The following is a 26032-nucleotide window of genomic DNA, read 5'->3' as shown; positions in this document are numbered from 1 at the left end:
GGTTCTCACACGAGTGCGTTACGTTTTGCCATCTCGATCAGTTCAACCAGGGATTTGGCTTTTAGTTTCTGCATGAGGCGCTTTTTGTAGGTGCTCACGGTCTTGTTGCTCAGAAACATGCCCTTGGCGATTTCCTTGTTTGTGCGGCCTTGGGCAAAAAGTTGCAAGACCATCAGTTCCCGGTCGTTTACGGATTTGAACAGTTCCAGTTCCATGCAGCGTGTTTCATCTCCGCGGATGGGGTTCAAAGCCTCGCTCGGAAAATAGTTGTAACCTGCAAATACCGCTTTTATGGCGCTGACCAGTTCACTGATGTCCTCTTGTTTGCAGACATAGCCCGATGCACCCGATTGCATGCAGCGAATACCGAAAAGTGTCGGGCATTGCGCTGTCAGTACCAGGGTTTTAAGAGGGGTGCTCATTGCATTGAATCGGGATAGCACTTCCAGGCCATCCAGTTTTGGAATGCTGATGTCGAGAATGACCAGGTCGGGCATGCATTCGCGAACCATCTGCATGGCATCGACCCCATTGTCAGTTTCGCCGACGACTTTGTAACCTTCATGTTCCAGTAACATTCGAACGGCAAGGCGGATAACCGGGTGATCGTCGACAATAAAAACGGAGTTCATAATCAAGTCCCATGCGAGCTCAAATAAAGCGCGCACCATAGCTCAGATACTTGGAGGGACGCATGAACTGACCAGTCTGTAGCAGCAATATAGGAAAAATCCTACAGATGAAAAAGAATGGGACTACGTATTAACTAGGTTTCTTATTAGGAAGGCTGAAAGAAGTCCAACATGCGGGTGTGCTTTAAATGGAAGTTGTTTGTAAGCTTTTCAATGTATGTTTGTCAGTTTTTATATGTTTTTTTCTATAGTGGTGCTGAGGTCAACAAGTCTCTAAATTCAGATTGTTTCAGTGGTTTTATCAAATAACCCAATAATGGCAGCCCCTGTTCAGAGGCCGTTTTTTCAAGCTCATCCAGTTCAGATGTCGTCAGGCTACTGAGAATGATCGCCTGCCTGATCAACCCTCGCTGGCTGGCGAACCGGACCAGATCGAGTCCCGTCAGGTCGGGCAGGCATTGATCGCATAAAAGGATGTCGAACGGTTGGTCGGCCCCGAGCAGTTGCAGCAGGGCGCCTTTGGCGCTGTCGGTTGTCGTCAGCCGGGTGAAGCCATAACTTTCCAGCAGGCATTGAGTGGCTATCAGTTGGAAGGGATGGTCTTCCACCACGAGGATGCGTAGATCGTCTTCGGCCATGGCGCGCACTTCATCTGTCGAACGGAAGGGAGGGCGATTGTTTCGCGAGAGTACCGGGCAAGCGATCAGTTTGCTCGACATGTGCTGTAGGGCAATTCGACGAAACTTGAGTGCAGTTGGATGCTGAAGGGGGTATCAGCCATAACGAATGCCGTAATGGCTGATCAATCGATACACCTCAGTGCCTGGCGCGGCCGGTCATTTCCAAGGCCATGTCACTGGCATAGCTGTCGGTCATGCCGGCGATGAAATCAATCATGCGCAAAAACGAAGTGTGCAACGGGCCGTGAGGATCGGGTGCATTGTTGCCCAGCAGGTCAAGGATGCGGCGGCTCTTGAACGACGGCGTACGCCCATTGTGCTGCTCCAGCGCGGCACCGCAAAAGGCGTTGAGCAGGATTTCCAGCGTGGTGTAGGCGCCGATCTCATGCAGGGTCTTGCGCTTGTCCTGGAAGATTTTCTTGCGGGCCATGTCCTTGGCATTGAGCACGCAACGCTTGGCGGGACCGTGCATGTGTTCCACCAGATCGCCGGGCAGTGTACCGGCCAGCAGCGCATCCTGTTGCTCGACGAAGGCGCGGGCCGCAGCATTGGTCAAGTGCTCGATGGCTTTACCGCGCAGGATAGCCAGTTTGCGTCGGCGCGAATCGTCCGGACCGAGCTGGCGATAGGTCTCCGGCAAGTCATCGCCCACCAGGCCCAACAGCAGGGATTCGACTTCGGCGTATTCCAGCAACTCCATTTCCAGGCCGTCTTCCAGGTCGATCAGCGCATAGCAGATGTCGTCGGCGGCCTCCATCAGGTACACCAGCGGGTGCCGCGCCCAGCGTTGCTCCTCCAGTTGTGGCAGGCCGAGTTTTTGGGCGATCTGCTCCAGCAGTGGCAGCTCGCTCTGATAACAGCCGAACTTGTGTTTCTTGTAGCCCAGCGAGTCGGCGTGCCTGGCCGTCCATGGATACTTCAAGTACGTGCCCAGCGTTGCATAGGTCAGGCGGGTGCCGCCGTCGAACTGGTGATACTCAAGTTGGGTGAGTACCCGAAAGCCTTGGGCATTGCCTTCGAAATTCAGGAAGTCATTGCGCTCGGCTTCACTCATTGCATCCAGCCAGCCACGGCCGGCGGCTTGCTGGAACCAATGGCGGATCGCGTCTTCACCGGAATGGCCGAACGGCGGGTTGCCGATGTCGTGTGCCAGGCAGGCCGATTGCACCACCATCCCCAGATCGCTGGGTTCGCACCATTCGGGCAGGGTCCTGCGGATGGTTTCGCCGACGCGCATGCCCAGTGAGCGACCCACACAACTGACTTCCAGCGAGTGGGTCAGGCGCGTATGAATGTGATCGTTGCTGGACACCGGATGGACCTGGGTCTTGCGCCCGAGACGGCGGAAAGCTCCCGAGAAAATGATGCGGTCGTGGTCTTTGTGAAAAGGGCTGCGGCCGAGTTCTTCCGGGCTGTGCAAAGGTTTTCCGAGGCGTTCGCGGGTAAGCAGGGTATGCCAATCCAAGGCGGGTCACTCCGTCAGGTGTCTGATGGCCTAGCTTCCCGTTTCGCGCCATGACCTGCAAGCGGAACTACAACCCGGCGGCGTTGCTATCGAGGCCTCCTTGCAAGATCATTTTCTGGAGGGTGCCTGTTGATCGGGTAGGCGCACAGGATTGCACCCCTCGATAGAGGAGCGCATCCCGTCGACTTTGCAAGCATGCAGCCAGAAAGAAACTGATCAGTCTTTGCGCGAAGAGCCCTGCATGATCAGTTTGATCAGCGGTCCCAGTGTGGTGCCGAGGCGGATCAGCCGGGTCAGACTGCTGAGGCCACCCCCGTTTTTCGCACCCTTGCCGGTCAGAAAGCCCAGCAAGGTGACGGCGGCCACGCCCCAGAGTGGCGCGTGCTTGATGCCGAAGCCCTCCTGCAGGTTTTGCGTCATCCCGCGCACCCGTTGCAAGGGCTGCAGCAGTTGCGAGGATTCGTGGCGGATTTCCTGGCGGTGCATTTCCATGCGCAGGCGGATCAGGGCCTTGCGCATTTCCGTGCGTGAGCTGTTTTGTGGCAATTCAGGCAGGTTCATGGCAGCAGGCGCTCCCGATCGTTGGCCAGCTCTTCCAGGGTGCCATGGAAGGGCGAGGACTCATCGAAAATCGCCGCTCTCAAGCGCATTCCACAGAATATGGCGGCGAGGGAGTAGAACACACAGAGCCCGATGATGGCGGTCAGGCGATACGTGTCCCAGAACACGATAAGCACCAGCGTCGACAGCCCCACCAACAGCAGCAACGCAAACACCAGCGCCAGGCCCGCAAACAGCAAGAGGCTGACGGTGCGGGCTTTTTGTTCCTGCAGTTCGATGCCGAACAGCTCGACATGGCTGTGCAGCAACCCAAGGAAGGCAGCACCCAGGCGCCGCGATGAGGAGCTGGTTCCCGTCACGGACGGGCCGGATTCGCCGATCGACATATCAGCGCCGGCTGGCCAGCAGGCCGATCAGGAAACCCACGCCGGCCGCGATCCCGACAGATTGCCAAGGGTTGGCCTGGACATAGTCTTCCGTGGCGGTGACAGCAGCCTTGCCGCGTTCGCGCAGGGAGTCTTCGGTCAGCTTCAGGGTTTCACGGGCACGCAAGAGACTTTCGTGGATCTGCTCGCGCAACTCGTCGGCCTGATCGCCGGCCAGGGTCGCGGTGTGCTCCAGCAAGCGTTCGGTGTCACTGACCAGTGTCTGAAAGTCGTTCATCAGGATTTCTTGAGCAGTCTTTGCCTGGGGGCGGGCCATGGTGGATCTCCTTAAGTGGCTTTCTGATGCGTTCGAGTATGAGCCTTCGGCGAAGGTTCAGTACAAATGACTGGTACAACTTTTGCTGAGTCGTGGTGCGCCGGTCCGCACCATTGCGCTATTGCCGGGCATGATTTCAGTAAAACCGTAGGACCAACAATCAAAAACTCGCGTAAACGTCCGGGGCGCGTTTTTCCTGGACGGCGTCCGTGCGCCAAAGTGGTTCAACGAGATCAGTGCGCTGATGTCTTGAAGCTGCAACTTGGTGCATGGCCAGTCATCGCGAACTGCTTTGGTGCTTTTTTCTGCCATAAGGTCTGCCCATCCCATGGAAAACCTGCAAAGCGCTGTGGACACCCTGGCCCATAGCTCCAACACGCTGTTCATTCTGATCGGTGCGGTCATGGTTCTGGCCATGCACGCCGGTTTCGCCTTTCTCGAAGTCGGAACCGTGCGACAGAAAAACCAGGTCAATGCGTTGTCGAAAATCCTCAGCGACTTCGCCGTTTCGACACTGGCCTACTTCTTTATAGGCTATTGGATTTCCTATGGCGTGACGTTCATGCAACCAGCGGCGGTGCTCAATGCCGACCATGGTTATGGCCTGGTGAAGTTTTTCTTCCTGCTGACCTTTGCCGCGGCGATCCCGGCGATCATTTCCGGAGGCATCGCCGAGCGCGCCCGGTTTGTTCCTCAGTTGTGTGCAACCGCGTTGATCGTCGCGTTCATCTATCCGTTCTTCGAAGGCATTGTCTGGAACGGCAACCTGGGTCTGCAAGCCTGGTTGCTGGAGCGCTTTGGCGCCGGTTTCCATGACTTCGCAGGATCGGTGGTGGTGCATGCCATGGGCGGTTGGCTGGCACTGGCGGCGGTGTTGTTGCTCGGACCGCGTAATGGCCGCTATCGCGACGGTCGGCTGGTCGCGTTCGCGCCATCGAGCATCCCGTTTCTGGCACTGGGCTCGTGGATCCTGATTGTTGGCTGGTTCGGCTTCAACGTCATGAGCGCGCAAACCCTGCAAGGTGTCAGCGGACTGGTGGCGGTGAATTCGTTGATGGCCATGGTTGGCGGTACGGTGGCGGCGCTGATTGTCGGGCGCAATGACCCCGGCTTTCTGCACAACGGCCCGTTGGCGGGGCTCGTGGCAATCTGTGCCGGTTCCGACCTGATGCATCCTGTGGGGGCGCTGGTCACTGGTGCCATCGCGGGGGCGCTGTTTGTCTGGTGCTTTACCGCGGCCCAAGGCAAATGGCACATCGACGATGTGTTGGGTGTGTGGCCATTGCATGGTTTGTGCGGCGTGTGGGGCGGCATCGCCTGCGGCATTTTCGGCCAGACCGCTTTGGGCGGGTTGGGCGGGGTCAGCCTGATCAGCCAGTTGATCGGCACTGCGCTGGGCATCACTGTGGCACTGGCCGGCGGGTTTGCGGTGTATGGCGTGATCAAGGCGCTGCATGGATTGCGCCTGAGTCAGGAAGAAGAGTATTACGGCGCGGACCTGTCGATCCACAAGATCGGCGCCGTGAGCCAGGACTGACTCAGGTCTTTTCATGGTCGACGGCATCATGGCAGGGGTCGCAATGGCTCGACGGTTTTTCGGGGCAGGCCTAGAATGATCACTTCATTTTCTGGTTGAGCGCTCATGCTTCCCGAATGTCAGCTGTTCGGCACCCTTGGATGCCATCTCTGTGAAGTAGCCGAAGCCATGCTGATGGAATTCGTCGAGCGCGGCCTGCTGGTGGAGCTGGTGGATATCGCTGACGATGAAACATGGTTCGCAGCCTACAGCCTGCGAATTCCGGTGTTGCGGCGAGTCGATACCGGTGCTGAACTGGGCTGGCCTTTCAGTGCCGATCAGGTGGTGGCGTTCCTGGGTTGAGCGGTTTTTGCGTTGGTGGCGTGTCCCGCCTGTCGAACTTTACGATTGATCCCCTTGGCTTATTCGGTGTTGATCGGATACTGTATGCGTATACAGTTATTCGAAGTGCCTGTCTTGCCGTTCCTGATTTTCGGGAGTGAGCAGGCAAGCCCGGGCGTGAGAGGGATGAATCGTGGTCAATGTCGAACAGTTGAAGAATAGCGTGAACCGGATGTCCGCGGACGTCGTGCGCGAGGCTGTCCTTGAGTTGCGCCTGGATGGTCTGGTGACCGAGGGGAAAACGCCCTTCAACAAAACGCATTTCAATACCTGTTTCGCAGAAATCGAAGCCTTGTTTCAACGCGCGGGTTATCACCGGCAACTCGATGTCGTGGGTTATCAGGGATTGTTGTACGCCCTGTATGATCCCGCCCGCTGGGAGGCGGTCGATGTACTGCGCTGGCTCAAGGAGTACACCGAAGCGGCGGCGCGCGCGCGGATCCCGGCTTGAGGAATCTTAGGGGGCGTTCTCAATTAGTTTTCACGCCGCGACGGGAAAACTAATTGAGAACGCCCCCTAGGTTCATTCCCCTTGCTGTTGGATAATGCCGCTCTGCACTGAGGTTAGAGCTTTCGTATGTCCACTTCTTCTTTTTCCGCGGCACACAGTCAGGCCAGTACGCTCTACTTGCCACCTGGCCCGTGGCAGACCGTTGTCGATTGCCTGTGTGAGCATTTCAGCGCCATCGGTCGTGAACAATGGCTGGACAGAATTGCCCGTGGCCGGGTCCTCGATGGGCAGGGCATGCCGATTGCCCTCGACCTGGTCTACAGGGAAGGTTTGCGGATTCATTACTTTCGCGAAGTGCCGGATGAAAAACCGATCCCGGTGATCGAGTCGATTCTGTACGCGGATGAGCATCTGGTGGTCGCCGACAAGCCGCATTTCCTGCCGGTGACCCCGGCTGGCGAATACGTCGAACAAACGCTGCTCCGGCGCTTGATCCGCCGCCTGGACAATCCGCACCTGGTGCCATTGCATCGCATCGACCGGCACACCGCGGGGCTGGTGCTGTTTTCCGCCAATCCGCAGACCCGTTCGGCTTATCAGGCGTTGTTTCCAACCCGGCAGATCGAAAAGCGCTACGAGGCCATCGCAAAGGCGCTGCCCTGCCTGGCTTTTCCGTTGGTGCATAAAAGCCGACTGGTCGATGGCGAACCGTTCTTCCGCATGCAGGAAGGCCCGGGGGCCAGCAATACCGAGACGGCGGTCGAAGTCAGGGAGAAACTGGGGGAGCTCTGGCGTTATGGTCTTTACCCGGTGACGGGCAAGAAACATCAGCTACGGGTACATATGGCGGCGTTGGGAGCCGCTATCTGCAACGACCCGTTTTACCCCGAGGTGCTCAAGGATGCGCAGGATGACTACGCCAATCCTTTGAAGTTGCTGGCTCAGGGGCTGAAGTTTATCGATCCGGTCACGGGCCAGGCGCGTGAGTTCGAGAGTGAAATCACCCTGCAATGGTGATCGGGAAGCGATCCTGAAGCACTGTTCTCCAGGCATGAAAAAGCCCGCATCAAGCGGGCTTTTGTGTATCCGGCGGCGTCGGGATTACAGTTCCTTGACGGTCCGAACCTGATCTTTGTTGATGCGGGTCTGCTTGCCGTCGAGCTGTTCGAATTCGTAGAAACCGGAATCCTTGTCGAATTGCGGCGTGTCGACGGCCTGGATTTCGCGACCGTCATTCAAGGTGATCACTGTAGGCGATGCACAACCGGCGAGGGTGGCAAGGCCCAGTGCGAGCATGAAAGTGGCGAGGGTCCGTTGAGTCATGAGTTGTGTCTCCGAATAAGAATTCTGTGGTTGCTGAACTTGAGACGTACACCGTCCGCGCAAGTTCCTGATCGATATCAGTCTGACACAGTGTCATGACCGCTTAAAAGTTCCGGCGTGTTGAGATTTGCCAGCCGAGGGTCGTTGACGGGGCATTGCAGCGCGGTCGCGCCGAGATTGCGCATCAACCGGCCAGGGCTGCGCTCACCCTCGTTCCAGGCATTTTCGAATGCTGCCCTGTGTAGCACGGGAATCACACACAACAACGGCTCCCAGTGGTGATCATGCCGCACCATCAGCGGCTTGTCCGGATGCAGGTTGGCGGCCTCGCGCATATTGCCGATCAGCGCCGCATCAATGCCCGGAACGTCACAGGGCATGACCAGCAGATGGGTATGGCGAGCAGCTTTCAGGCCTGCGCGAATACCGGCCAGCGGCCCGGGGAAGTCACCTTCATCATCGTGGACCAACTGGTCGGCGTAGGGGGCGTACTTCTCAGGGTTACGATTGCAGGAGATGATCAGGTCATCGGTCAGCGGGCGGGTCTTGCGATGCAGATGCACAATCAGCGGTTCGCCGTGCCAGTCCAGCAACCCTTTATCCCGCCCCCCCATACGTTGGCCGCGGCCGCCCGCCAGGAGCAGAATGGAGCAGGGTGGCAATTGTGAATTCGTGGTCATGGCGAGCCTCCATGGGGGCGGCGAAAAAACGGAGCGCTGTGATATAACACCGGGCTGTTTCTCCTACAACTGGACGAGCCTATGAAAGCCAAGGCTGATGTACCTTTCGCACCGCTGAATATTGCAGTGCTGACTGTCAGCGATACCCGCACACTGGAAACCGACACCTCAGGTCAGGTCTTTGTCGATGGCTTGACCGCTGCCGGTCATTACCTGGCCGCCCGGGTGTTGCTCAAAGATGACCTCTACAAAATTCGCGCGCAAGTCGCCAACTGGATTGCCGACGATGTCGTGCAGGTGGTGCTGATCACCGGCGGCACCGGTTTTACCGGACGTGACAGCACGCCGGAAGCCGTCGCGTGCCTGCTGGACAAACAGGTCGATGGATTTGGCGAGCTGTTCCGCCAGATCTCGGTTGCCGATATCGGTACCTCGACCGTTCAGTCCCGGGCGTTGGCCGGTCTGGCCAACGGCACGCTGGTTTGCTGCTTGCCGGGCTCGACCAATGCCGTGCGCACCGCTTGGGACGGCATTTTGGCCGAGCAGCTGGATGCGCGGCATCGGCCGTGCAATTTCGTGCCTCATTTGAAACAGGCCGCGCCTTGTGAATCCCGTGGGTAAGCCTGGCAAGTCTGGCAGCCTGATGCCTGTCGAGCAGGCGTTGGCGCGCTTGCTGGAAATGGCCGAGGCCTCAAGGATTGTCGAGCGTGAACGCTTGCCGTTGGCGCAGGTACAGGGGCGTGTACTGGCGCAGGATCTGGTATCGACGCTTGATCTGCCGCCCTGGCCCAACAGTGCCATGGATGGTTATGCCTTGCGCATGGTCGACTGGACGGGAGAGCCGTTGCCGGTCAGTCAGAAGGTGTTTGCCGGCCAGGCCCCCGATCCGTTGCAGCCAGGAACCTGTGCGCGCATTTTCACCGGGGCACCAGTTCCCGCCGGTGCCGATTGCGTCGAGATGCAGGAGAACGCCGAGGTTCAGGCCGATGAGCGAGTACGTTTCACTCAAGCCTTGACCCAAGGCCAGAACATCCGTCCGCAAGGCCAGGAAACCACTGTCGGCGAGTTGATTCTGCCAGCAGGTACGCAGATGGGGCCGATCGAGCAAGGATTGGCTGCCTCCCTGGGATGCGCTGAGCTGGAGGTGGTTCGAAAGGTGCGCGTGGCGGTGCTGTCTACCGGCGACGAGTTGATTGAGCCGGGGCAGACGCTGGGACCAGGACAGATCTACAACAGCAACCGGGTGTTGTTGTGCAGCTGGTTGCAGCGTTTGGGGTGTGAGGTCGTCGACGCGGGAATTCTGCCGGACAATCTGGAAACCACTCGCACCCGATTAGGTGAGTTGAAAGATGTCGACCTAATCCTCTCGACCGGTGGCGTATCGGTGGGGGAAGCCGATTTTCTGGGCATCGCCTTGCGCGAGGAGGGCGAACTGACGCTTTGGAAACTCGCCATCAAGCCCGGTAAACCGCTGACGTTCGGGCATTTTCGCGGTGTGCCGGTGATTGGCTTGCCGGGCAATCCCGCATCGACCCTCGTGACCTTTGCCTTGTTGACCAGGCCCTATCTCTTGCGCCGTCAGGGGGTAATGGACGTTGAGCCGCTGAAGGTGCAGGTGCCGGCAGGGTTTGACTGGCTCCAGCCAGGCAATCGGCGTGAGTATTTGCGCGGACGGCTGGAAAGCGGCAGGGCGACGATCTACAAAAACCAGAGTTCCGGTGTTCTGCGCAGCGCTGCCTGGGCTGATGGACTGGTAGAGGTCCTGGAAGGTCGCACGCTGGTTCAGGGCGATAGCGTTTTCTTCATTCCGCTGAGCGAAGTCCTGAGCTGATAGCTTCAGCGGCGTTGTCACACAAGACCCGGTTGATTGAGTCGGGTCTTGTGTGGGAGGGCACTCAATGGGCCAGAAGCAATGAAATGACCTGCTCGAAACGGCTATTGGCGATCCAGCCAAGGAGACAGAGGATCACGGCTGTTCCGCAGGCGGAATAGACAAGCCGGTGCCTGATGGATTTGACGTCATCCCGGGCTTCTTCAATGTCCCGGCGTATGCACTTGAGGTGTGTTTCCAGCTCGGTGACGCGAGGTTCCATATCAATTTCTCCCGTGGCTTTTGTGCTGTTGCGGCATTCAGCTCGATGGCCTGTATTTTTGTTATCTGCGAGCGGCAAGACCAGGATGGCCGGTGATGCGAGGTTTTGGTGTTGCATGGCACGTCCTTGTGATGTCCAGCTGGATCCTCAAAGTCTACCAATTCAGATTTTCGGTCAATTGAGCCGATTCCTAACGTTTTGTAAGAAAAGTCCTGCCGTATGGGGGCCAAGGCCTTCCGACTGGAAATAATTCGATTTCTGGCGACTTTTACCGGAGCCTTCGCGGTCAACATCTCCCAGATGCCATCCAAACCGGGAGTGAGTAATGAGCGATCGCAAGGCGCTATTGATTCTGCATGGCAAGCAAGCGCTCAACGAGGCGGTTCGCACCGCCGTCGAAAGCCAGCGTGAGCGAGGTCGGGAGCTGGCTGTTCGATTGACTTGGGAAGCCGGCGATGCGCAAAGGCTGGTGGGCGAAGCGTTGGCGGCCGGGTATCGATACATCATTGCCGGTGGTGGCGATGGCACCTTGCGCGATATTGCCGAGGCTATGGCGGAGCATTCGATAAAAGCCAGCCTGGTATTGATGCCGCTAGGTACCGCCAATGATTTTGCGCGTGCGGCGGGTGTGTCCCTGGAACCCGATCAGGCGCTGGAGCTGCTCGATAGCGTGCCGACTGCCATTGATCTGGGGGAGGTTGATGGGCAGATATTCCTGAACATGGCGACCGGTGGGTTCGGCAGTCATGTCACAGCGAACACCCCGGAGGATCTGAAGAAAATCCTCGGCGGTGCGGCGTATCTGTTCACCGGCTTGTCACGCTTCAATGAGCTGCATACCGCGTACGGTGAATTGCAGGGGCCGGACTTTCACTGGCGCGGCGATCTGCTGGCCCTGGGCATCGGCAATGGTCGGCAGGCCGGAGGCGGGCGGGAATTGTGCCCGCAGGCACTGGTTGATGACGGTTTGCTGGATATCAGCATCCTGCCGGCACCGCAGGAAGTGGTCAGTACTTTGAAAAACCTGCTGACCGAAGGCTTTGGCATCGACAGCATGTTTGTTCGGGCGCGCCTGCCCTGGGTCGAGATCAAGGTTTCGGAAGGGTTGTACATCAACCTTGACGGTGAACCGCTGGAAGGGGACAGCCTGCGTTTCTCGGTTCGCCCGGCGGCTTTACTCGTGCATCTACCTGAGAATTCGCCGTTGTTACGCGACAGTGAAGTGCCTAGTCATCGAGGCTGATGATTTGTTCACGTACGGCAAACAGCACCAGGCCGGCCACATCGTAGATCTGCAAGCGCTTCATGATCTGCGAGCGGTGGGTTTCGACGGTCTTGACGCTCAACCCCAGGCCGTTGGCGATCTCTCGGGTGGATTTTCCGCGAACGATCAACCGCAGGATTTCCAGCTGACGTGCCGTCAGGTTGTGCGAGTCGGCAGGTTCGGGTCGGTGCTTCTGGTTTCGGGTCAGTGCCTGAGTGATCACTGTGTGGGCAATGGCCGGGCTCAGATAGCGCTCGTTGTTGCGCAAGGCTTCCAGCGCGTGCTCGAGTTCGGTCGCCGTGGTGTCCTTGAGCAGGTAGCCATGGGCTCCGGACTCCAGCGCCTGCATGATCAGGGCAGGGTCGGTGTGCATCGAGAGGATCAGGACCTTGCTCTGCGGGCGCACCCGCTTGAGTTGCTGCAAGGCTTCGAGGCCGCCGGTCTGGCGCATCGAAATATCCAGCAGGATAATATCCGGGGAGAGACGCCCAACCATTTCGAGCAGCTGCGAGCCGTCACTGGCCTCACCGATGACGGCATAGCCGGGCAGATCCATTACCAGGGCGCGCACGCCAGCCCTGATCAGCGAGTGGTCATCCACCAGTAGTAAGTTACAAGTCAATGCATAACCTTATTCGAACTGGCCCGTTCGAGCGCACGGGGCGCCCAGGGAAAAAGAGCTTCGATTTGAGTGCCTTTGCCCGGCTCGCTGGTAACGGTCAGTGTGCCGCCCAGTTGATCGATCCGTTCCGACATCCCGGCCATACCGCGCTGCCCTTCACGACCAGGGTCTGTTGCGGGCGCGAAACCCTGACCATCATCGCTGATCTGCAACTTCAGGCCTTGAGGCAGGCGCTGCAGGCATACCAGCAGGTTCTTGGCCTGGGCATGTCGCAGGATGTTGGTGACCGCTTCCTGGGTAATACGGAAAGCTGCCACGGCCATTTCCTCCGGTATGCCGGTCAGGCGCTGCTGGCATTCCAGGCTCCAGTGCACCGGGGTGTTGGCTAGGGTCTTGAGCAGGTGTGCCCGCAGACTGGCTTCCAGTCCAAGGCTGGTCAACTGCCGGGGATTGAGAATGGCGGATACGTCACGAACTTTGGCCAGGGTTTCTTCCAGCGTGTCGCAGAGGACCGCGCATTGTCCCTGGAGCTCTTCGGGCATCCGGCGTTTGAGCCAGTCGCTTTGCAGTTTGGCAGCGGTCAGCAATTGACCGATGTCGTCATGCAGTTCGCGGCTCAGCCGGTGACGCTCGTTTTCCTGGACCTGCAACAGCCGGTCCGCCAGTTCCTGAGGCTGGAATTTGATCGATTTGCGCGAGAGGCAGTACTGCACGGCAACACTGGTCAGCGCCGCAACGTTGAGCACCAGCAATGACAGGGGCAACGGAATGGACAAGCCATGGACCAGCAAGCTGCCGAGGGTCGAGCAGGCACATAGCAACAGCGTGAATAGGCGTGCATTTGCTCGGGAGGGTGGCCACGTGGCGATTGACTTGAGGCTGGCGTGCATAGCGGATGGAGCCAATGGATGTTCGCTGCGGGCTGACCGGTCATGCTGGCTGACAGGCCCCTGTTTTTTTAATGTGGAGCGCCGAGGAGTTCAGCTGCGAACTGCAGCGAGCTGTATTCGGCTGCGATCACACTGCCATTAATTGGCGTCAACTAACAGGCGGCATAGTAGCACCTAAGATACCGTTGGTCGCGTCCGTATGTATGTCCGAAAAGTCAGGAATCCAGTCGTTTTGACGATGCTTCCATAATGGAACAAGTGGGTTGTTGCCGTCGCAAAATGCCGGTTGTTTAAAAGTGTCGCTTATAGCTACGAAATATTCATTTGCGACATGTGCGCACTCAAGTTACAGCGCGGTATTGATAACCAAAACACGCCATGCGGCATGGTTTGGCAAGTTCAGGCCTGTCGCTCTGAATAGGATACGAGGGTGAAGGGCCTGGAGTTGACAGGTGGTTGAAACCGGCTTTGCCCGACCTGAAAGGCAAAGGCTTCGATCAGGGTGACCTGCTCGCTGTCGTCGAGACTGAGCTGTCCGGTGGTCTGGTCGATGAGTTCGAGTTGCCAGGCAACCAGGGTCAGGCAGTCTTTCAGGGCACTCAGCGCCTCGTCGTGCAGACACATGGTGTTCTGTGCGTGGTTCAGCAGGCCATGAATATGCAGAGAAAATTCAGACACGGCCGCCAACGCCAGGGCATCAGCCTTGTTGGCCAGCTTGAGCAGTGTGCTGAGCAAACAGTCGATGGCGTCCTTGTCATTGCTGATCAACTGCAGATGACTCAGGCATTCCTCGGTTTTAGCCAGGAGTGTTTCAGCCTCGACAAGAAACCCCGTGAGACGCTGGGCCCACTCTTTACGGTCGTTCGGCATACTTATCTCCACAACGTCATGTCAAATGAGGGGATATCGTGTGTGTCGACGAGGGCGGTCGGAACTCCGGCATTACCGAGTCGTCGGATGAACGAGTAGCGGCTGGCCCGGAAGCAGGCTGGGGAACACGAGAGTGTGGTTGGCCACTGACTTGCGATCGCACACAAAAGCCTGACTCCGTTCATGCAATGAGAATGGCGTCACATTAATGGCTATCGGATATTGCGAATATCAGGTTGCGCCTGATTATTGATAGGGGAATCCCTTACGCAGTGGAACTTTTCGCTCGAACAATGGTCGCGGGGCGCAGAAGTGCAGCAGATGTAATCACCGCGCCAGTAAAGCATGATGTTAATGTGACATCAATGGCCGGGCGTGGCATTTTAGAGAGGGTCAAGCTTCGGCAAAAACAGCCGATAACCTTCCTTGAGTGAATTCATCCGAACAAGACCTGGAGTCATTGATGGCCGGCATTCTCGACACGGTAGACCAACGCACGCAACTGGTGGGTGAGAATCGCCTGGAAATTCTCATGTTCCGGCTCGCCGGACGGCAATTGTTCGCGATCAACGTCTTTAAAGTACAGGAAGTCCTGCAGCTGCCAAAGTTGACGCTGATGCCGCAGCGGCATCCTTTTGTGTGCGGCGTGGTCAACCTGCGTGGCCAGACCCTGCCGGTGATCGACCTTTCCCAGGCCATTGGCATGCGCCCGCTGGTGCCGGGGCCTGGCAGCACGATTATCGTCACCGAATACAACCGTTCGGTTCAGGCCTTCCTGGTCGGTGGCGTGGACCGGATCGTCAACATGAACTGGGAAGCCATCCTGCCGCCCCCGAGCAGCGCCGGCCGCCAGCACTACCTGACGGCCATCAGCAAGGTCGATGATCAACTGGTGGAAATCATCGACGTCGAAAAGGTTCTGGCCGAAATCGTCCCGTACAACGCCAAAGTCTCCCGCGACAAGCTCGAAGATCCGGTGCTGGAACGCGCCCGTGGCCGTGAGGTGCTGCTGGTGGATGACTCGAACGTGGCCCTGGCGCAATTGCGCGATACCCTGGGACAGCTGGGCGTGAAGATGCATATTGCCAGCGACGGGTTGAAGGCCTTGAACATGCTCAAGGCCTGGGCTGATACCGGCGTGGACATGACCGAAAAACTGCTGATGGTCTTCACCGATGCGGAAATGCCGGAAATGGATGGCTATCGCCTGACCACCGAGATCCGTAACGACCCGCGCCTGCGCGGCTTGTACGTGGTGCTGCACACCTCGCTGTCCGGCAGCTTCAACGACTCGATGGTGAAGAAGGTCGGCTGCGACAATTTCCTCTCCAAATTCCAGCCGGACAAACTCGTCGACGTGGTGCGCCAGCGTTTGATGCTCGACGAAGTACCGGCCTGATCAGGCCATGGTCAACCTGTAGGATGTAGGAGCGAGCTCGCTCGCGATGGTCTTGAACGATAACGCGTAAACCGGAGCCCAGCGGCGTCCTTGGGTTTTTCGCGAGCGAGCTCGCTCCTGCAGGGTTTTTGCACTTTGATTCGCTGACCAAGCTCGTATAGGGTGGCGTTTTTACCTACCAGGGAGCTGGCCATGTTGCGTCTGAGCGCGCTGTATCGTTATCCGTTGAAATCCGGCAAAGGCGAGGTCTTGCAGCAAGTCGGCCTCGACAAGCTGGGGCTGGACGGCGATCGACGCTGGATGCTGGTGGATGAGGCCAGCGGGCGTTTCCTGACCCAGCGTGCGGTGGCGCAGATGAGCCAGTTGTCGGCGCTGTGGAATGCCGAAGGTGGCTTGACCCTCAGCGCGCCCGGCCAATCGCCGATCGACATTGCTGTGCCCGGTAACGATGCAGAACTGCGTGGCGTGACGATCTGGCGCGATACCTTGCGCGTCCCCGATGCAGGCGATGAAGCAGGGGCCTGGGTCAGCCAGTTCATCGGCAAACCGACACGCCTGGTGCAAGTGCCACTGGATCGGGCGCGGATGACGGAAGCTGGCTACGGCAAGGATGACGACCAGGTGGCGTTCGCCGACGGCTATCCGCTGTTGCTGATTGGTCAGGCCTCCCTCGAGGACTTGTCGCAACGGGTCGGGCGTCCGTTGGAGATGCTGCGTTTCCGGCCGAACCTGGTGATCGAAGGCAGTGCAGCCTTCGCCGAGGACGGCTGGAAGCGTATCCGTATCGGCGAGGTCGAGTTCCGCGTGGTCAAGTCCTGTTCACGCTGCATCCTGACCACCATTGACCCGCAAACCGGGGAGCGCAGCGATGATCGCGAACCCTTGGCCACCTTGCAGAAGTATCGCTCGCAGGCAGACGGCGCAATGTTCGGCCAGAACCTGGTCAACGACGGCAACGGACGACTCGAAGTCGGCATGCCGGTGGAGATCCTCGAGTAATTTTGCGCAGAACGAAAAATGCCCGTGTCGAAAAACACGGGCATTTTTTATTGCAGTGAAGCCTGCGGGTTTTAGCCGCGGTATTCGCACAGGTAAGCGGTGTCGACGGCGACTTTCAGCTGGAACTTGCTGTTGGCCGGTACGTTGAACTGGCTGCCGGCGGCGAAGGTTTCCCAGTCGCTGCTGTCGGGCAGTTTGACGGTCAATGCGCCGCTGACCACATGCATGATTTCACGCTGGCTGGTGCCGAATTCGTACTCGCCCGGAGCCATGACGCCGATGGTCGCTGGACCTTCTGCGGTGCCAAAGGCGATCGACTTGACGGTGCCGTCGAAGTACTCGTTGACTTTAAACATGGGCGATTCCTCGAAAAGGGCTAAAAAGGGCTGGCCAGTATGCACAAGGCCCTTGGCGTCGTCACCTGTCTAAAGCGGCAGAACCAGCGGCAGCAGGCGTGCGGTATTGCGCGCATCTTCCAGCGCCCGGTGTTGTTGGCCGTTGAACTGCAAGCCGGCCAGTTGCAACGCGCCGTTTAATCCCAACGGACGTTCCAGGCGCCTGGCCTTGGCAAAACGCTGTTTGAGGTTCATGTGCGGTACGTTGGCCAGCATGCTGGCGAGTCCCAGTTGCTGCCAATCCTGAAGCAGTTGTTTGCGATCGTAATCGCCCCAACTGGCCCAGCCCTCAAGTCGCGTGTGGTGTTGGCCGAGCCAACGTTCGAACGCCGGCCAGACTTCGCCCAGCGGTTGCGCGGCATCGATGTTGGCTTGGGTGATGTGCGTCAGCTCGCGGCAAAACGGCGTCAGCAACGGCCGCCGAACAGGGCGGACGAAGCGCTGGAACTGGTCCAGTTCACGCCCCTTGCGGTCCACCAGAGTGGCGCCGATTTCAATGATTTCCATATCTGTTACGGGCCATCCACCCTCATCGGTGGTGGCCTCCAGATCAATGACCAGCCAATGAGGCATTGCAGGGTTCCTGGTATCCGCGTCCTGATAGCTTTGAGCGTAGCCAAACCCGGTGGTTCCGCCTAGCGGCTTATTCGACCTCCAATAGAATCTGCCGGTTTTTCACCTGATCCCCGACTTTGACTTGCAAGCGCTTGAGAACACCGTCGATGCCCGATTTCAATGGGTGCTCCATTTTCATCGCCTCCAGTACCACCAGCAGTTGGCCCTTGGTCACCTGGCTGCCTTCGTTGACCAGGACGTCGACAATCGCCCCGTCCATCGGTGCCTTGAGGGTGCCGGAGCTGACACTGGCCTGGCCGGTAACCTGCGCCTGGGTGCGATCCACGAACTGCAGACTGCCCGGTCGGGTGAACAGCCAAAGACGCCCGGCCTCCAGGCGATAAGCGTGGCGTTGGCGAACGCCTTCGATATCCAGGGTGGCCCAGCGTCCGTCGCTGTGGATGATCTTCAGTTCGAGGCTGCGCTCGGCGACCTGAATGCGTAACGGCTCGCCCGGGATCGCCTGCAACGCTACCGGCCAGTCCTGATCCTCAAGGCCGATGCGATAGTGCAGCGGCACGCTGGCGTTGTTGCGCCAACCGCCAAGCGGGGACAGGTGAGCCTGCGCCGCAGCCTGATAGAACAGGGCGGCGGCGATGGCCAAGTGGTGCGCGCCAGGGGTTTCGGGATGCAGGCAGGTGTGATCGGTGAAGTGCTGCGCGATGAACCCGGTACTGAAATCACCGCTGGCGAACTGCGGATGTTCCAGCAGGCTGGCAAGCAGGCGTTGATTGCTTTTCAGCCCCAGCAGCACGCTGTCTTGGACCGCCCGCAACAATTTGCGACGGGCTTCTTCGCGGGTGGCACCGTGAGCGATGAGCTTGCCGAGCATCGGGTCGTAGAAAGGGCTGATGACCTGGCCTTCGATCAGGCCGTGGTCGATCCGCACGCCGTCCTGCAATGCCGGTTCCCAGGCCACGACGCGCCCGGTTTGCGGCAGGAAACCCTGGGCCGGGTCTTCGGCATACAGGCGCACTTCCATGGCGTGGCCCGTGAGTTGCACCTGTTCCTGACGCAATGGCAGCGGTTGCCCTTCGGCGATGCTCAACTGCCAGGCCACCAGATCCAGCCCGGTGATCAGTTCGGTCACCGGGTGCTCCACTTGCAGCCGGGTGTTCATCTCCAGGAAGTAGAACTGCCCGCGCGCATCCAGCAGAAACTCCACGGTGCCCGCGCCGACGTACTTTACCGCTCGCCCGGCCTTGAGCGCCGCTTCGCCCATGGCCTGGCGCAGCTCGGCGGTCATCACCGGGCAGGGTGCTTCCTCGATGACTTTCTGATGCCGGCGCTGCACTGAACAATCGCGCTCGCCGAGGTAAATCAGGTTGCCATGCCGGTCACCGAACAGCTGGACCTCGACGTGACGGGGTTCGACCAGTGCCTGTTCGAGGATCAGTTCACCGCTGCCAAAACCGTTCAGGGCTTCGGAGCGCGCGGTGCGAATCTGTTCCAGCAAGTCGCTGGCGTCGTGCACCAGGCGCATACCGCGTCCCCCGCCGCCGGCGCTGGCCTTGATCATCAACGGATAGCCGATGCGCTCGGCTTCACGGCCCAGGGCGGCATCGTCCTGCCCGGCGCCTTGATAGCCGTTGATGCACGGCACACCGGCTTCGATCATGGCGATTTTCGACAGGCGCTTGCTGCCCATCAGTTCAATGGCCTCGGGGCTGGGGCCGATGAAGGTGATGCCAGCGTCCCTGCACGCGAGGGCAAACCCGGCGTTTTCCGAGAGGAATCCGTAGCCCGGATGGATCGCATCCGCGCCCGTGCGCCGGGCTGCGTCGAGGATGGCCTGGATGTTCAGGTAAGACTGTTGCACCGGGGCCGGACCGATGTTGACCGCCTCGTCGGCTATCCGCACGTGCAGTGCATCGGCGTCAGCGTCGCTGAACACGGCGACCGTGCGATAGCCCAGCGCCTGGGCCGTGCGCTGGATGCGGCAGGCGATTTCACCGCGGTTGGCGATGAGGATTTTTTTGAGTCCGGGCATGGGTAGGCTCTCTGATTTTTAGCGGTGTCTGGTCGGGCCTCATCGCGAGCAAGCTCGCTCCCACAGGGTTTATAAACGACATAAATCCAAGGTGGGAGCGAGCTTGCTCGCGATGCTTTTCAGGAGGCCCACCCCGGTTTGCGTTTTTGCACGAAGGCCATCGTTCCCTCGATGCCTTCGGCTCCGGTCACCGCTTCGCTGAACCATTCGGCAGCCTGATCCAGTAGGGCATCGGAGGGCTGACCCGCACTTGCGAGCAAGAGTTTCTTGGTCGCCGCATTCGCCCCCGGCGCGCAACACAACACATGGGCCAACACCTCATCGAGACGCTCGGCCAGGGCCTGCGGATCATGTTCGACAAAATGCACCAGGCCCATGCGCCGTGCCTGGTGGCCATCAAAACGCGCCGCCGTCAGGGCCAGGCGCCGGGTCTGGGTCAAGCCGATGCGTTGCACCACGAACGGTACGATCTGGGCCGGCAACAGGCCGAGACTGGTTTCCGGCAGGCCGAATTGCGCCTGGTGATCGGCCAGGGCGATATCGCTGACACAGGCCAGGCCGAGACCGCCGCCGAGCACCGCGCCCTGCAGCACGGTAATCACCACTTGCGGAGCGTGTTGCACTTCTTGCAATAGCGTACCGAACACCCGGTTCAGATCCCGGTGCGCAGTTGGGCCTTGAGCGCGGGCGTTGGCCATATCCTTGATGTCACCGCCGGCACAGAAGTGCCCGCCGACGCCGCCGATCACCAGTGCGCGAACCCCTGGTTTATCGCGTACCGCGGCCAGCACCGAGCGCAACTCGGCGACCATTTGCAAGCTCATCGCATTGCGGCTTTCGGGGCGGTTGAGGGTGATGTGCAACACGCCGTTGTGCAGCTCCAGCAGCAAAGTCTGGCAAACCGGCAGGCTGTTCATTTCTTTTTCCCCGGCAGAATGCCCATGAGTTTGCAGATGATTCCCAGCATGATTTCGTCGGCGCCGCCGCCGATCGACACCAGCCGTACATCGCGGTAAGCCCGGGCCACCGGGTTGTCCCACATGAAGCCCATGCCGCCCCAGTATTGCAGGCAACTGTCACTGACTTCGCGGCCCAGCCGCCCGGCCTTGAGCTTGGCCATGGAGGCCAGGCGCGTGACGTCCTGGCCTTTGATGTATTGCTCGGTGGCCTGATAGACCAGCGCCCGCAGGCATTCGATTTCGGTTTGCAGTTCCGCCAGGCGGAAGTGGATCACCTGATTGTCGATCAGCGCATTACCGAAGGTTTTGCGCTCCTTGCAGTATTCGATGGTGCTGTCGACGCAGTACTCCAGGCCCTTGATCATGTTGGCCGCGCCGAACAGGCGTTCCTCCTGGAACTGCAGCATCTGCATCATGAACCCCGCACCTTCATGACCAATGCGGTTGCGCTGCGGTACGCGCACGTTGTCGAAAAACACCTGGGCGGTTTCCGAGCTGCGCATGCCGAGCTTGTCCAGGTGCGAGCTCAAGCTGATGCCCGGTGTGTTCATCGGCACCATGATCAGCGACTTGTTGATGTGCGGTTTGTCGTCCGAGGTGTTGGCTAGCAGACAGATGAAGTCGGCGCTCGGCGAGTTGGTGATCCACATCTTGCTGCCGTTGATCACGTAATCGTCGCCGTCCTTGCGCGCCGTGGTTTTCAGCCCGGCGACGTCAGAGCCGGCGCCGACTTCGGAGACGCCGATGCAGCCGACTTGCTCACCGCTGATGGCCGGGCGCAGGAATTCCTCGCGCAGTTCATCGGAACCGAACCGGGCCAGCGCAGGCGTGCACATGTCGGTCTGCACGCCGATGGACATCGGAATGCCACCGCAATGGATGGTGCCGAACTCTTCGGCGGCGACGATCGAATAGCTGTAGTCGAGCCCCATGCCGCCGAATTTTTCCGGTTTCGAAATACCCAGCAATCCGAGGTCGCCGGCCTTGCGGAAGATATCGTGGATGGGGAAGCGCCCGGCCTTTTCCCATTCCTCGACATGCGGGTTGATCTCGTGCTCGACGAACTGGTGAACGGTGCGGCGCAGTGCTTCGTGTTCCTGGGTGAAGATCATTTTTATTGTTCTCCTGATAGTCGGCTTAGAACCGCGCCACACCGAAACTGTTGGCTTGCAATGGCCGCACCTCGGCCTCGTGACAGATATCCAGCAAGTAACCCAGCAAGGTCCGGGTATCGCGCGGGTCGATCAAACCATCGTCCCAGAGGTTGGCGCTGCCATAGAGCGCCGTGGACTGGCTGTCGAGTTTCTGCGCGGTGACCTGTTCGAGCATGTCGAGCATTTTCGGATCGGGCACCAGGCCGTCCTTGGCCTGTTTGGCCTCGGTGACGATGCGCAGCACCTTGCCCGCTTGCGCGCCGCCCATCACGGCGGTACGGCTGTTGGGCCAGGCGAAGATGAAACGCGGGTCGAGACCGCGACCGCACATCGCATAGTTGCCCGCGCCGTATGAGCCGCCAACCACGATGGTCAGCTTCGGCACCCGGGCGTTGGCCACCGCCTGAATCATCTTCGCGCCGTGCTTGATCACGCCTTGCTGTTCCGATTCGGTGCCGACCATGAACCCGGTGGTGTTGTGGAAAAACAGTAGCGGCGTCTGGCTCTGGTCGCACAGCTGGATGAACTGGGCGGCCTTGCTCGCGCCTTTTGGCGTGATCGGGCCGTTGTTGCCGATGAAGCCACAGGCGCGGCCCTGAATTTTCAGATGACCGCACAGGGTCTGCTGATCGAACTCGCCCTTGAATTCAAGAAAGTTCGAAGCGTCGGCGAGGCGGGCGATGATTTCGCGCGCGTCGTAGGGTTTTTTCGGATCATCCGGGATCAGGCCCAGCAGTTCGTCGATGGGGTAGAGCGGCTCCTCCCAGCGACGTTCGGGGAGTGGAGGCAACTGTTCGTTCCACGGCAACAGGCTGATAATCTCGCGTACCTGTCGCACGCCGTCGGCGTCGTTTTCAGCCAGGTATTCGGCGGTGCCGGCGGTTTGTGCGTGCATCTCGGCACCGCCCAATTCTTCATCGGTGGCGACTTCGCCGGTGGCGGCTTTGAGCAGTGGCGGGCCGGCGAGAAACAGCTTGGCCTTGCCACGCACCACTACCACGTAATCCGACAGCCCCGGCTGATAGGCACCACCCGCCGTGGCGGAGCCGTGCACCACGGTGACCTGCGGCAACCCCATGGCCGACATCCGCGCCTGATTGGCAAAGCTGCGCGCGCCTTCGACGAAAATTTCCGCCGCGTAATTGAGGTTGGCGCCGCCGCTTTCGGCGAGGGTGATCACTGGCAGTTTGTTTTCCATGGCGATCTGTTGCAGGCGCAGGGATTTCTTCAAGCCGCTGGGGGAGATGGTCCCGCCCCTGATCGCGCTGTTGTTCGCCACCACCAGCACGCGCACGCCGGACACGTAGCCGATACCGGCGATCAAGCCGCCACCGGCGGAGCTGCCATCCTTGTCGTCGTGCAGCTTGTAGCCGGCCAGGCTGGCCAGTTCGAGAAACGGTGCGCCGGGGTCCAGCAGCAGGTTGAGGCGCTCGCGAGGCAACAATTGGCCGCGTTTTTCGAACTTTGGCCTGGCTTCGGCGGCCTTGTTCAGCAGGTTCTGTTCGAGCACGCGAACTTGTTCGATGGCGCTCAGCATCGCCGCACGGTTCTGGGCGAACGACTCGCTGTGGGGGTCGAGTTGCGACTGAATCACCGGCATGGGTTATTCCTTGTCCTTCAATACGTCTGGTATGTAGGCGCGGTGGAAACCGTTGTACGACTCACTGTTGGTCGCTTTATGGATCGGCCAGGCGCGTCCGCCGAGGCTGGCGGCGCCGTCGATGCGCAAGGTGCTGCCGCTGACAAACGCCGCTGCCGGGCTGAGCAGGAAAACTATCGCCGCGCTGACTTCCGATTCGGTGCCGATGCGCTTGAGCGGCACGTGTTCGCGCAGGGTCGGGATCACGGCCTTGAAGGCGCCTTCGTAGGTGTCCATGCCGCTGGAGGCAATCCAGCCCGGCGCCACGGCATTGACCCGCACCCCGGCATGACCCCATTCGTACGCGGCGGTCTTGGTCAGGTTGTCCATGCCCGAACGTGCCGCGCCGGAGTGGCCCATACCGGGCATGCCGCCCCACATGTCGGCGAGCATGTTGACGATGGCCCCGCCGTGCTTGCTCATGGACTGGTTGAACACTTCCCGGGCCATCAGGAAGCCGCCCACCAGATTGGTACGCATCACGGTTTCGAAACCCTTCTGATTGATCGAGGCCAGGGGCGAGGGGTATTGCCCGCCAGCATTGTTGACCAGGCCGTGGATCGGACCGTGCTTGCGGATAAGCTCGCTGACCAGATGCGTCACCGCTTCTTCCTCGCGGATATCACAGGTGCTCCAGTCGGCCTTGCCGCCGTCGTCGGCGATCTCCGCCGCAACGGTTTTCAGCTTGTCGGCATTGCGCCCGACCAGCAGCACATGGGCGCCGAGGGCCGCCAGTTCGTGGGCAGTACAGCGGCCGATGCCACTGCCGCCACCGGTGACGATGATGTTTTGGCCAGCAAACAAATCGGCTTTGAAAATCGAATCGTAGGCCATGGCGGCAATCCTCTAGTTGAACTGGTCGGCGATGCGCTGCGGCACCGGGATCTGGATTTCCAGCAGCTGCTGGGCGAAGGCCTTGCCTTGCGGATCGATTCGCAGGCTGGCGACACCGCCGCCGCCGAGGGCGTTTTCCAGCAGGAAATTCAGGCTGTGGCTGGCGGGCAAGTACCAGCGCTCGACCCGCCCGTGGATTGGATCGAGGACGTGGCCCATCCAGTCGACGATCACTTCCGGGGTCAAGGCTTCTGCAATCCATGGCAGGAACTCCGGCTCGCGGGCCATGACGCCGATGTTGCTGTGGTTGCCCTTGTCGCCAGAGCGGGCGACCGCCAGTTTGACCAGGGCCACACTGGCGTCGGCCAGGCCATCCGGTTTCGGTGGCGCGAGCAGGGCTGGCAGGTCCAGCGGGTCGAGCACATCGAGGGCGGGCAGGGCACACGGGTGGCGCTGACCCATGAAATCAATGTCCAGCGTGCAGGCGGTTTTGTCGATCAGGAACGAGAACAGCCGGATCAGCGGATACACCGTCGGCCGGCCACCGACAATGCCGGTCAGCCCCGGCGCCATGCTGGTGGCGGCCTGGGCGATTTCCCGGGAGAACACAATCAAAGCCTGCTTGTCCGGATGGCGCACCGCGAGTTTGATCACCACTTCGCGGCTGTCCTGACGCTGGCCATGGGGGCCGTAGGTGGCCTCGCTGCCCAGCAACTCGATACTCACGTCGCTGTACGGCGCCCAGCCGCGCTGGCGGAACATTTCCGAGGTCTTGTTGATGATCGCATCGCCGACACGCCGCGCCTTGTCGACGGCATCGATGCCGGCGATCAGGCAACTGGCGGTGCAGCGAAAACCATCGGGGTACGTGGCGCTGACTTTGTATTGAGCGGTCGGCGGCAGGCCTTTGGCGCCGTGCACCTGCACCGCGTTCTTGCCTTGTTGCAGCAGTTTGACCTGAGTGAAATCGCACACCACGTCGGGCAGCAGATACGCGCGCGGGTCACCGATTTCGTACAGCATCTGTTCGCCCACTGTCAGCGGCGTGACCAGCCCGCCCGTACCTTCGGGTTTGCTGACGATGAACTGGCTGTCGGCGCTGACTTCGACGATGGGAAAACCGATGTGTTCGTAGTCGGGCACGTCGCGCCAGTCGGTGAAGTTGCCGCCCGTGCACTGGGCGCCGCATTCGATGATGTGCCCGGCCAATGCCGCCTGGGCGAGCTTGTCATAGTCGTGCCACGACCAGCCGAATTCATGCACCAGCGCGGCGCTGACCACCGCACTGTCGACCACCCGCCCGGTGATCACGATGTCCGCCCCCAGGCGCAGGGCTTCGACAATGCCGGGTGCGCCGAGGTAGGCGTTGGTCGAGACGCACATCGATGGCAGGGGCGCGCCGCTGAACATTTCATGAATGCCCAGGTTGCCCGGCTTTTTGAATTGCGGCTGCAGGTCATCACCCAGCAACACGGCGATCTTCAGCGCCACCCCGGCCTTGTCGCAGGCCGCTTGCAGGGCGGCGGCGCAGGCTTGGGGGTTGACCCCGCCGGCATTACTGATGACCCGGATGTTTTGCTGCGCGAGTTGCCCCAGCAAGGGCGCGAGCACTTCGATGAAGTCGCCCGCATAGCCGGCCTGGGGATCTTTCATCCGCGCGCCGGCCATGATCGACAGGGTGATTTCGGCCAGGTAATCGAAGACCAGATAGTCCAGATGCCCGTGTTCCACCAGTTGCGCGGCAGCGGTCGAGGTATCGCCCCAGAAGGCGCTGGCACAACCGATGCGAATTGTTTCAGGCGCAGTCCATTCCATAGCCACCTCCAACCGAAGTGCGTCGACATTACCAAGCAAGCGCTTGGTTTGTAAATGACTTGATTATCTTCTGCCCAAGCGC

General features: G+C 59.8%; 29 protein-coding genes. 9 read left to right on the top strand and 20 right to left on the bottom strand.

The genetic code is table 11. From position 1 onward, the window contains the following. Positions 1 to 5 precede the first annotated feature (5 nt). The 6 genes from AC1RP7_RS20195 to AC1RP7_RS20170 form a co-directional block, all read right to left on the bottom strand. Positions 6 to 632 (bottom strand): response regulator transcription factor, encoded by a 627-nt coding sequence (locus AC1RP7_RS20195; protein ID WP_057713831.1) that lies wholly within the window; start codon positions 630 to 632, stop codon positions 6 to 8. 245 nt (positions 633 to 877) lie between these two features. After that, entirely contained in the window at positions 878 to 1270 is a 393-nt protein-coding gene (locus AC1RP7_RS20190) for a response regulator (RefSeq protein WP_057713832.1), read from the bottom strand. A gap of 178 nt (positions 1271 to 1448) precedes the next feature. After that, entirely contained in the window at positions 1449 to 2777 is a 1329-nt protein-coding gene (locus AC1RP7_RS20185) for a deoxyguanosinetriphosphate triphosphohydrolase (RefSeq protein WP_493181039.1), read from the bottom strand. Positions 2778 to 2993: 216 nt separating this feature from the next. Next, positions 2994 to 3338 (bottom strand): hypothetical protein, encoded by a 345-nt coding sequence (locus AC1RP7_RS20180; protein WP_493181038.1) that lies wholly within the window; start codon positions 3336 to 3338, stop codon positions 2994 to 2996. Then, a complete protein-coding gene (locus AC1RP7_RS20175; protein ID WP_057713835.1) occupies positions 3335 to 3724 on the bottom strand; it encodes a phage holin family protein in 390 nt (129 codons plus the stop codon). Before AC1RP7_RS20175 ends, AC1RP7_RS20180 begins: the two co-directional genes overlap by 4 nt. 1 nt (position 3725) lies before the next feature. Next, positions 3726 to 4040 (bottom strand): ElaB/YgaM/YqjD family protein, encoded by a 315-nt coding sequence (locus AC1RP7_RS20170; RefSeq protein WP_057713836.1) that lies wholly within the window; start codon positions 4038 to 4040, stop codon positions 3726 to 3728. Between the two features lie 328 nt (positions 4041 to 4368). Here AC1RP7_RS20170 and AC1RP7_RS20165 point away from each other — a divergent pair, with 328 nt between their 5' ends. From AC1RP7_RS20165 to AC1RP7_RS20150, 4 genes are all read left to right on the top strand, one after another. Further along, positions 4369 to 5577: an ammonium transporter gene (locus AC1RP7_RS20165; RefSeq protein WP_493181037.1), complete on the top strand. Its 1209-nt coding sequence runs from the start codon at positions 4369 to 4371 to the stop codon at positions 5575 to 5577. 105 nt (positions 5578 to 5682) lie between these two features. Further along, positions 5683 to 5919 (top strand): glutaredoxin family protein, encoded by a 237-nt coding sequence (locus AC1RP7_RS20160; RefSeq protein WP_057713838.1) that lies wholly within the window; start codon positions 5683 to 5685, stop codon positions 5917 to 5919. A gap of 172 nt (positions 5920 to 6091) precedes the next feature. Then, positions 6092 to 6409 carry a transcriptional regulator gene (locus tag AC1RP7_RS20155; RefSeq protein WP_090457046.1) on the top strand — a complete coding sequence of 106 codons (318 nt, stop codon included), beginning with the start codon at positions 6092 to 6094 and terminating at the stop codon, positions 6407 to 6409. 126 nt (positions 6410 to 6535) lie between these two features. Beyond that, positions 6536 to 7426 (top strand): pseudouridine synthase, encoded by an 891-nt coding sequence (locus tag AC1RP7_RS20150; RefSeq protein ID WP_493181036.1) that lies wholly within the window; start codon positions 6536 to 6538, stop codon positions 7424 to 7426. A gap of 84 nt (positions 7427 to 7510) precedes the next feature. Here AC1RP7_RS20150 and AC1RP7_RS20145 read toward each other — a convergent pair whose 3' ends face one another. Next, positions 7511 to 7732, bottom strand: coding sequence for a YgdI/YgdR family lipoprotein (locus AC1RP7_RS20145; RefSeq protein ID WP_007994800.1), 222 nt, complete (start codon positions 7730 to 7732; stop codon positions 7511 to 7513). 77 nt (positions 7733 to 7809) lie between these two features. After that, a complete protein-coding gene (gene mobA, locus AC1RP7_RS20140) occupies positions 7810 to 8412 on the bottom strand; it encodes a molybdenum cofactor guanylyltransferase MobA (protein WP_493181035.1) in 603 nt (200 codons plus the stop codon). An 81-nt stretch (positions 8413 to 8493) separates the two neighbouring features. Between mobA and moaB the strand changes: the two genes are divergently transcribed. Together moaB and AC1RP7_RS20130 are read left to right on the top strand one after the other, a co-directional pair. Then, positions 8494 to 9033, top strand: coding sequence for a molybdenum cofactor biosynthesis protein B (gene moaB / locus AC1RP7_RS20135; protein WP_090457038.1), 540 nt, complete (start codon positions 8494 to 8496; stop codon positions 9031 to 9033). Next, the gene (locus AC1RP7_RS20130) at positions 9017 to 10243 is read left to right on the top strand and encodes a molybdopterin molybdotransferase MoeA (RefSeq protein ID WP_090457036.1); all 1227 of its coding nucleotides are present in this window, start codon (positions 9017 to 9019) and stop codon (positions 10241 to 10243) included. Before moaB ends, AC1RP7_RS20130 begins: the two co-directional genes overlap by 17 nt. 64 nt (positions 10244 to 10307) lie before the next feature. On the opposite strand, the gene AC1RP7_RS20125 is transcribed toward AC1RP7_RS20130, so the two are convergent. Continuing rightward, positions 10308 to 10622: a hypothetical protein gene (locus AC1RP7_RS20125; RefSeq protein ID WP_224795438.1), complete on the bottom strand. Its 315-nt coding sequence runs from the start codon at positions 10620 to 10622 to the stop codon at positions 10308 to 10310. A 208-nt stretch (positions 10623 to 10830) separates the two neighbouring features. Here AC1RP7_RS20125 and yegS point away from each other — a divergent pair, with 208 nt between their 5' ends. Next, complete coding sequence (gene yegS, locus AC1RP7_RS20120) at positions 10831 to 11748, top strand: lipid kinase YegS (protein ID WP_218494472.1); 918 nt, start codon at positions 10831 to 10833, stop codon at positions 11746 to 11748. On the opposite strand, the gene AC1RP7_RS20115 is transcribed toward yegS, so the two are convergent. From AC1RP7_RS20115 to AC1RP7_RS20105, 3 genes are all read right to left on the bottom strand, one after another. Further along, complete coding sequence (locus AC1RP7_RS20115; RefSeq protein ID WP_057713845.1) at positions 11732 to 12391, bottom strand: response regulator transcription factor; 660 nt, start codon at positions 12389 to 12391, stop codon at positions 11732 to 11734. The genes yegS and AC1RP7_RS20115 overlap by 17 nt on opposite strands. Then, positions 12388 to 13281, bottom strand: a complete 894-nt coding sequence (locus AC1RP7_RS20110) for a sensor histidine kinase (RefSeq protein WP_057713846.1) — start codon at positions 13279 to 13281, stop codon at positions 12388 to 12390. The genes AC1RP7_RS20115 and AC1RP7_RS20110 overlap by 4 nt, the downstream gene beginning before the upstream one ends. A gap of 399 nt (positions 13282 to 13680) precedes the next feature. Continuing rightward, positions 13681 to 14151 carry a hypothetical protein gene (locus AC1RP7_RS20105; protein WP_057713847.1) on the bottom strand — a complete coding sequence of 157 codons (471 nt, stop codon included), beginning with the start codon at positions 14149 to 14151 and terminating at the stop codon, positions 13681 to 13683. Between the two features lie 463 nt (positions 14152 to 14614). On the opposite strand from AC1RP7_RS20105, the gene AC1RP7_RS20100 reads away from it, so the two are divergent. Both AC1RP7_RS20100 and AC1RP7_RS20095 read left to right on the top strand, forming a co-directional pair. Beyond that, positions 14615 to 15550, top strand: a complete 936-nt coding sequence (locus AC1RP7_RS20100) for a chemotaxis protein CheV (protein WP_007973464.1) — start codon at positions 14615 to 14617, stop codon at positions 15548 to 15550. A gap of 192 nt (positions 15551 to 15742) precedes the next feature. After that, complete coding sequence (locus AC1RP7_RS20095; RefSeq protein WP_090457032.1) at positions 15743 to 16549, top strand: MOSC domain-containing protein; 807 nt, start codon at positions 15743 to 15745, stop codon at positions 16547 to 16549. Positions 16550 to 16620: 71 nt separating this feature from the next. Here the strand turns inward: AC1RP7_RS20095 and ppnP are convergent, their stop codons facing one another. From ppnP to AC1RP7_RS20055, 8 genes are all read right to left on the bottom strand, one after another. Beyond that, positions 16621 to 16905 carry a pyrimidine/purine nucleoside phosphorylase gene (gene ppnP, locus AC1RP7_RS20090; protein WP_007940055.1) on the bottom strand — a complete coding sequence of 95 codons (285 nt, stop codon included), beginning with the start codon at positions 16903 to 16905 and terminating at the stop codon, positions 16621 to 16623. 69 nt (positions 16906 to 16974) lie between these two features. Further along, positions 16975 to 17517: a 3'-5' exonuclease gene (locus AC1RP7_RS20085; protein WP_057713849.1), complete on the bottom strand. Its 543-nt coding sequence runs from the start codon at positions 17515 to 17517 to the stop codon at positions 16975 to 16977. 70 nt (positions 17518 to 17587) lie between these two features. Next, entirely contained in the window at positions 17588 to 19549 is a 1962-nt protein-coding gene (locus AC1RP7_RS20080; protein WP_493181034.1) for an acetyl/propionyl/methylcrotonyl-CoA carboxylase subunit alpha, read from the bottom strand. A 119-nt stretch (positions 19550 to 19668) separates the two neighbouring features. Then, positions 19669 to 20466: an enoyl-CoA hydratase/isomerase family protein gene (locus AC1RP7_RS20075; RefSeq protein ID WP_090457028.1), complete on the bottom strand. Its 798-nt coding sequence runs from the start codon at positions 20464 to 20466 to the stop codon at positions 19669 to 19671. Next, positions 20463 to 21620: a citronellyl-CoA dehydrogenase gene (gene atuD / locus AC1RP7_RS20070; protein WP_108219601.1), complete on the bottom strand. Its 1158-nt coding sequence runs from the start codon at positions 21618 to 21620 to the stop codon at positions 20463 to 20465. Before atuD ends, AC1RP7_RS20075 begins: the two co-directional genes overlap by 4 nt. Before the next feature lie 25 nt (positions 21621 to 21645). Then, positions 21646 to 23262 (bottom strand): geranyl-CoA carboxylase subunit beta, encoded by a 1617-nt coding sequence (gene atuC, locus AC1RP7_RS20065; protein ID WP_057713853.1) that lies wholly within the window; start codon positions 23260 to 23262, stop codon positions 21646 to 21648. Between the two features lie 3 nt (positions 23263 to 23265). Then, positions 23266 to 24135: an SDR family oxidoreductase gene (locus tag AC1RP7_RS20060; RefSeq protein WP_057713854.1), complete on the bottom strand. Its 870-nt coding sequence runs from the start codon at positions 24133 to 24135 to the stop codon at positions 23266 to 23268. A 12-nt stretch (positions 24136 to 24147) separates the two neighbouring features. Next, a complete protein-coding gene (locus AC1RP7_RS20055; protein ID WP_493181033.1) occupies positions 24148 to 25950 on the bottom strand; it encodes an acyclic terpene utilization AtuA family protein in 1803 nt (600 codons plus the stop codon). Between the last annotated feature and the right edge of the window lie 82 nt (positions 25951 to 26032).

The organism is Pseudomonas sp. GW822-FHT01E03, from assembly GCF_058802985.1.
This window is presented reverse-complemented; position numbering and strand designations above follow the sequence as displayed.

Bases quoted from the DNA above. Each gene is read 5' to 3' on its own strand.
- AC1RP7_RS20195 (WP_057713831.1), bottom strand. From the start codon at position 632: ATGAACTCCGTTTTTATTGTCGACGATCACCCGGTTATCCGCCTTGCC.
- AC1RP7_RS20190 (WP_057713832.1), bottom strand. From the start codon at position 1,270: ATGGCCGAAGACGATCTACGCATCCTCGTGGTGGAAGACCATCCCTTC.
- AC1RP7_RS20180 (WP_493181038.1), bottom strand. From the start codon at position 3,338: ATGAACCTGCCTGAATTGCCACAAAACAGCTCACGCACGGAAATGCGC.
- AC1RP7_RS20175 (WP_057713835.1), bottom strand. From the start codon at position 3,724: ATGTCGATCGGCGAATCCGGCCCGTCCGTGACGGGAACCAGCTCCTCA.
- AC1RP7_RS20170 (WP_057713836.1), bottom strand. From the start codon at position 4,040: ATGGCCCGCCCCCAGGCAAAGACTGCTCAAGAAATCCTGATGAACGAC.
- AC1RP7_RS20165 (WP_493181037.1), top strand. From the start codon at position 4,369: ATGGAAAACCTGCAAAGCGCTGTGGACACCCTGGCCCATAGCTCCAAC.
- AC1RP7_RS20160 (WP_057713838.1), top strand. From the start codon at position 5,683: ATGCTTCCCGAATGTCAGCTGTTCGGCACCCTTGGATGCCATCTCTGT.
- AC1RP7_RS20150 (WP_493181036.1), top strand. From the start codon at position 6,536: ATGTCCACTTCTTCTTTTTCCGCGGCACACAGTCAGGCCAGTACGCTC.
- AC1RP7_RS20145 (WP_007994800.1), bottom strand. From the start codon at position 7,732: ATGACTCAACGGACCCTCGCCACTTTCATGCTCGCACTGGGCCTTGCC.
- mobA (WP_493181035.1), bottom strand. From the start codon at position 8,412: ATGACCACGAATTCACAATTGCCACCCTGCTCCATTCTGCTCCTGGCG.
- moaB (WP_090457038.1), top strand. From the start codon at position 8,494: ATGAAAGCCAAGGCTGATGTACCTTTCGCACCGCTGAATATTGCAGTG.
- AC1RP7_RS20125 (WP_224795438.1), bottom strand. From the start codon at position 10,622: ATGCAACACCAAAACCTCGCATCACCGGCCATCCTGGTCTTGCCGCTC.
- yegS (WP_218494472.1), top strand. From the start codon at position 10,831: ATGAGCGATCGCAAGGCGCTATTGATTCTGCATGGCAAGCAAGCGCTC.
- AC1RP7_RS20110 (WP_057713846.1), bottom strand. From the start codon at position 13,281: ATGCACGCCAGCCTCAAGTCAATCGCCACGTGGCCACCCTCCCGAGCA.
- AC1RP7_RS20105 (WP_057713847.1), bottom strand. From the start codon at position 14,151: ATGCCGAACGACCGTAAAGAGTGGGCCCAGCGTCTCACGGGGTTTCTT.
- AC1RP7_RS20100 (WP_007973464.1), top strand. From the start codon at position 14,615: ATGGCCGGCATTCTCGACACGGTAGACCAACGCACGCAACTGGTGGGT.
- AC1RP7_RS20095 (WP_090457032.1), top strand. From the start codon at position 15,743: ATGTTGCGTCTGAGCGCGCTGTATCGTTATCCGTTGAAATCCGGCAAA.
- ppnP (WP_007940055.1), bottom strand. From the start codon at position 16,905: ATGTTTAAAGTCAACGAGTACTTCGACGGCACCGTCAAGTCGATCGCC.
- AC1RP7_RS20085 (WP_057713849.1), bottom strand. From the start codon at position 17,517: ATGCCTCATTGGCTGGTCATTGATCTGGAGGCCACCACCGATGAGGGT.
- AC1RP7_RS20080 (WP_493181034.1), bottom strand. From the start codon at position 19,549: ATGCCCGGACTCAAAAAAATCCTCATCGCCAACCGCGGTGAAATCGCC.
- AC1RP7_RS20075 (WP_090457028.1), bottom strand. From the start codon at position 20,466: ATGAACAGCCTGCCGGTTTGCCAGACTTTGCTGCTGGAGCTGCACAAC.
- atuD (WP_108219601.1), bottom strand. From the start codon at position 21,620: ATGATCTTCACCCAGGAACACGAAGCACTGCGCCGCACCGTTCACCAG.
- atuC (WP_057713853.1), bottom strand. From the start codon at position 23,262: ATGCCGGTGATTCAGTCGCAACTCGACCCCCACAGCGAGTCGTTCGCC.
- AC1RP7_RS20060 (WP_057713854.1), bottom strand. From the start codon at position 24,135: ATGGCCTACGATTCGATTTTCAAAGCCGATTTGTTTGCTGGCCAAAAC.
- AC1RP7_RS20055 (WP_493181033.1), bottom strand. From the start codon at position 25,950: ATGGAATGGACTGCGCCTGAAACAATTCGCATCGGTTGTGCCAGCGCC.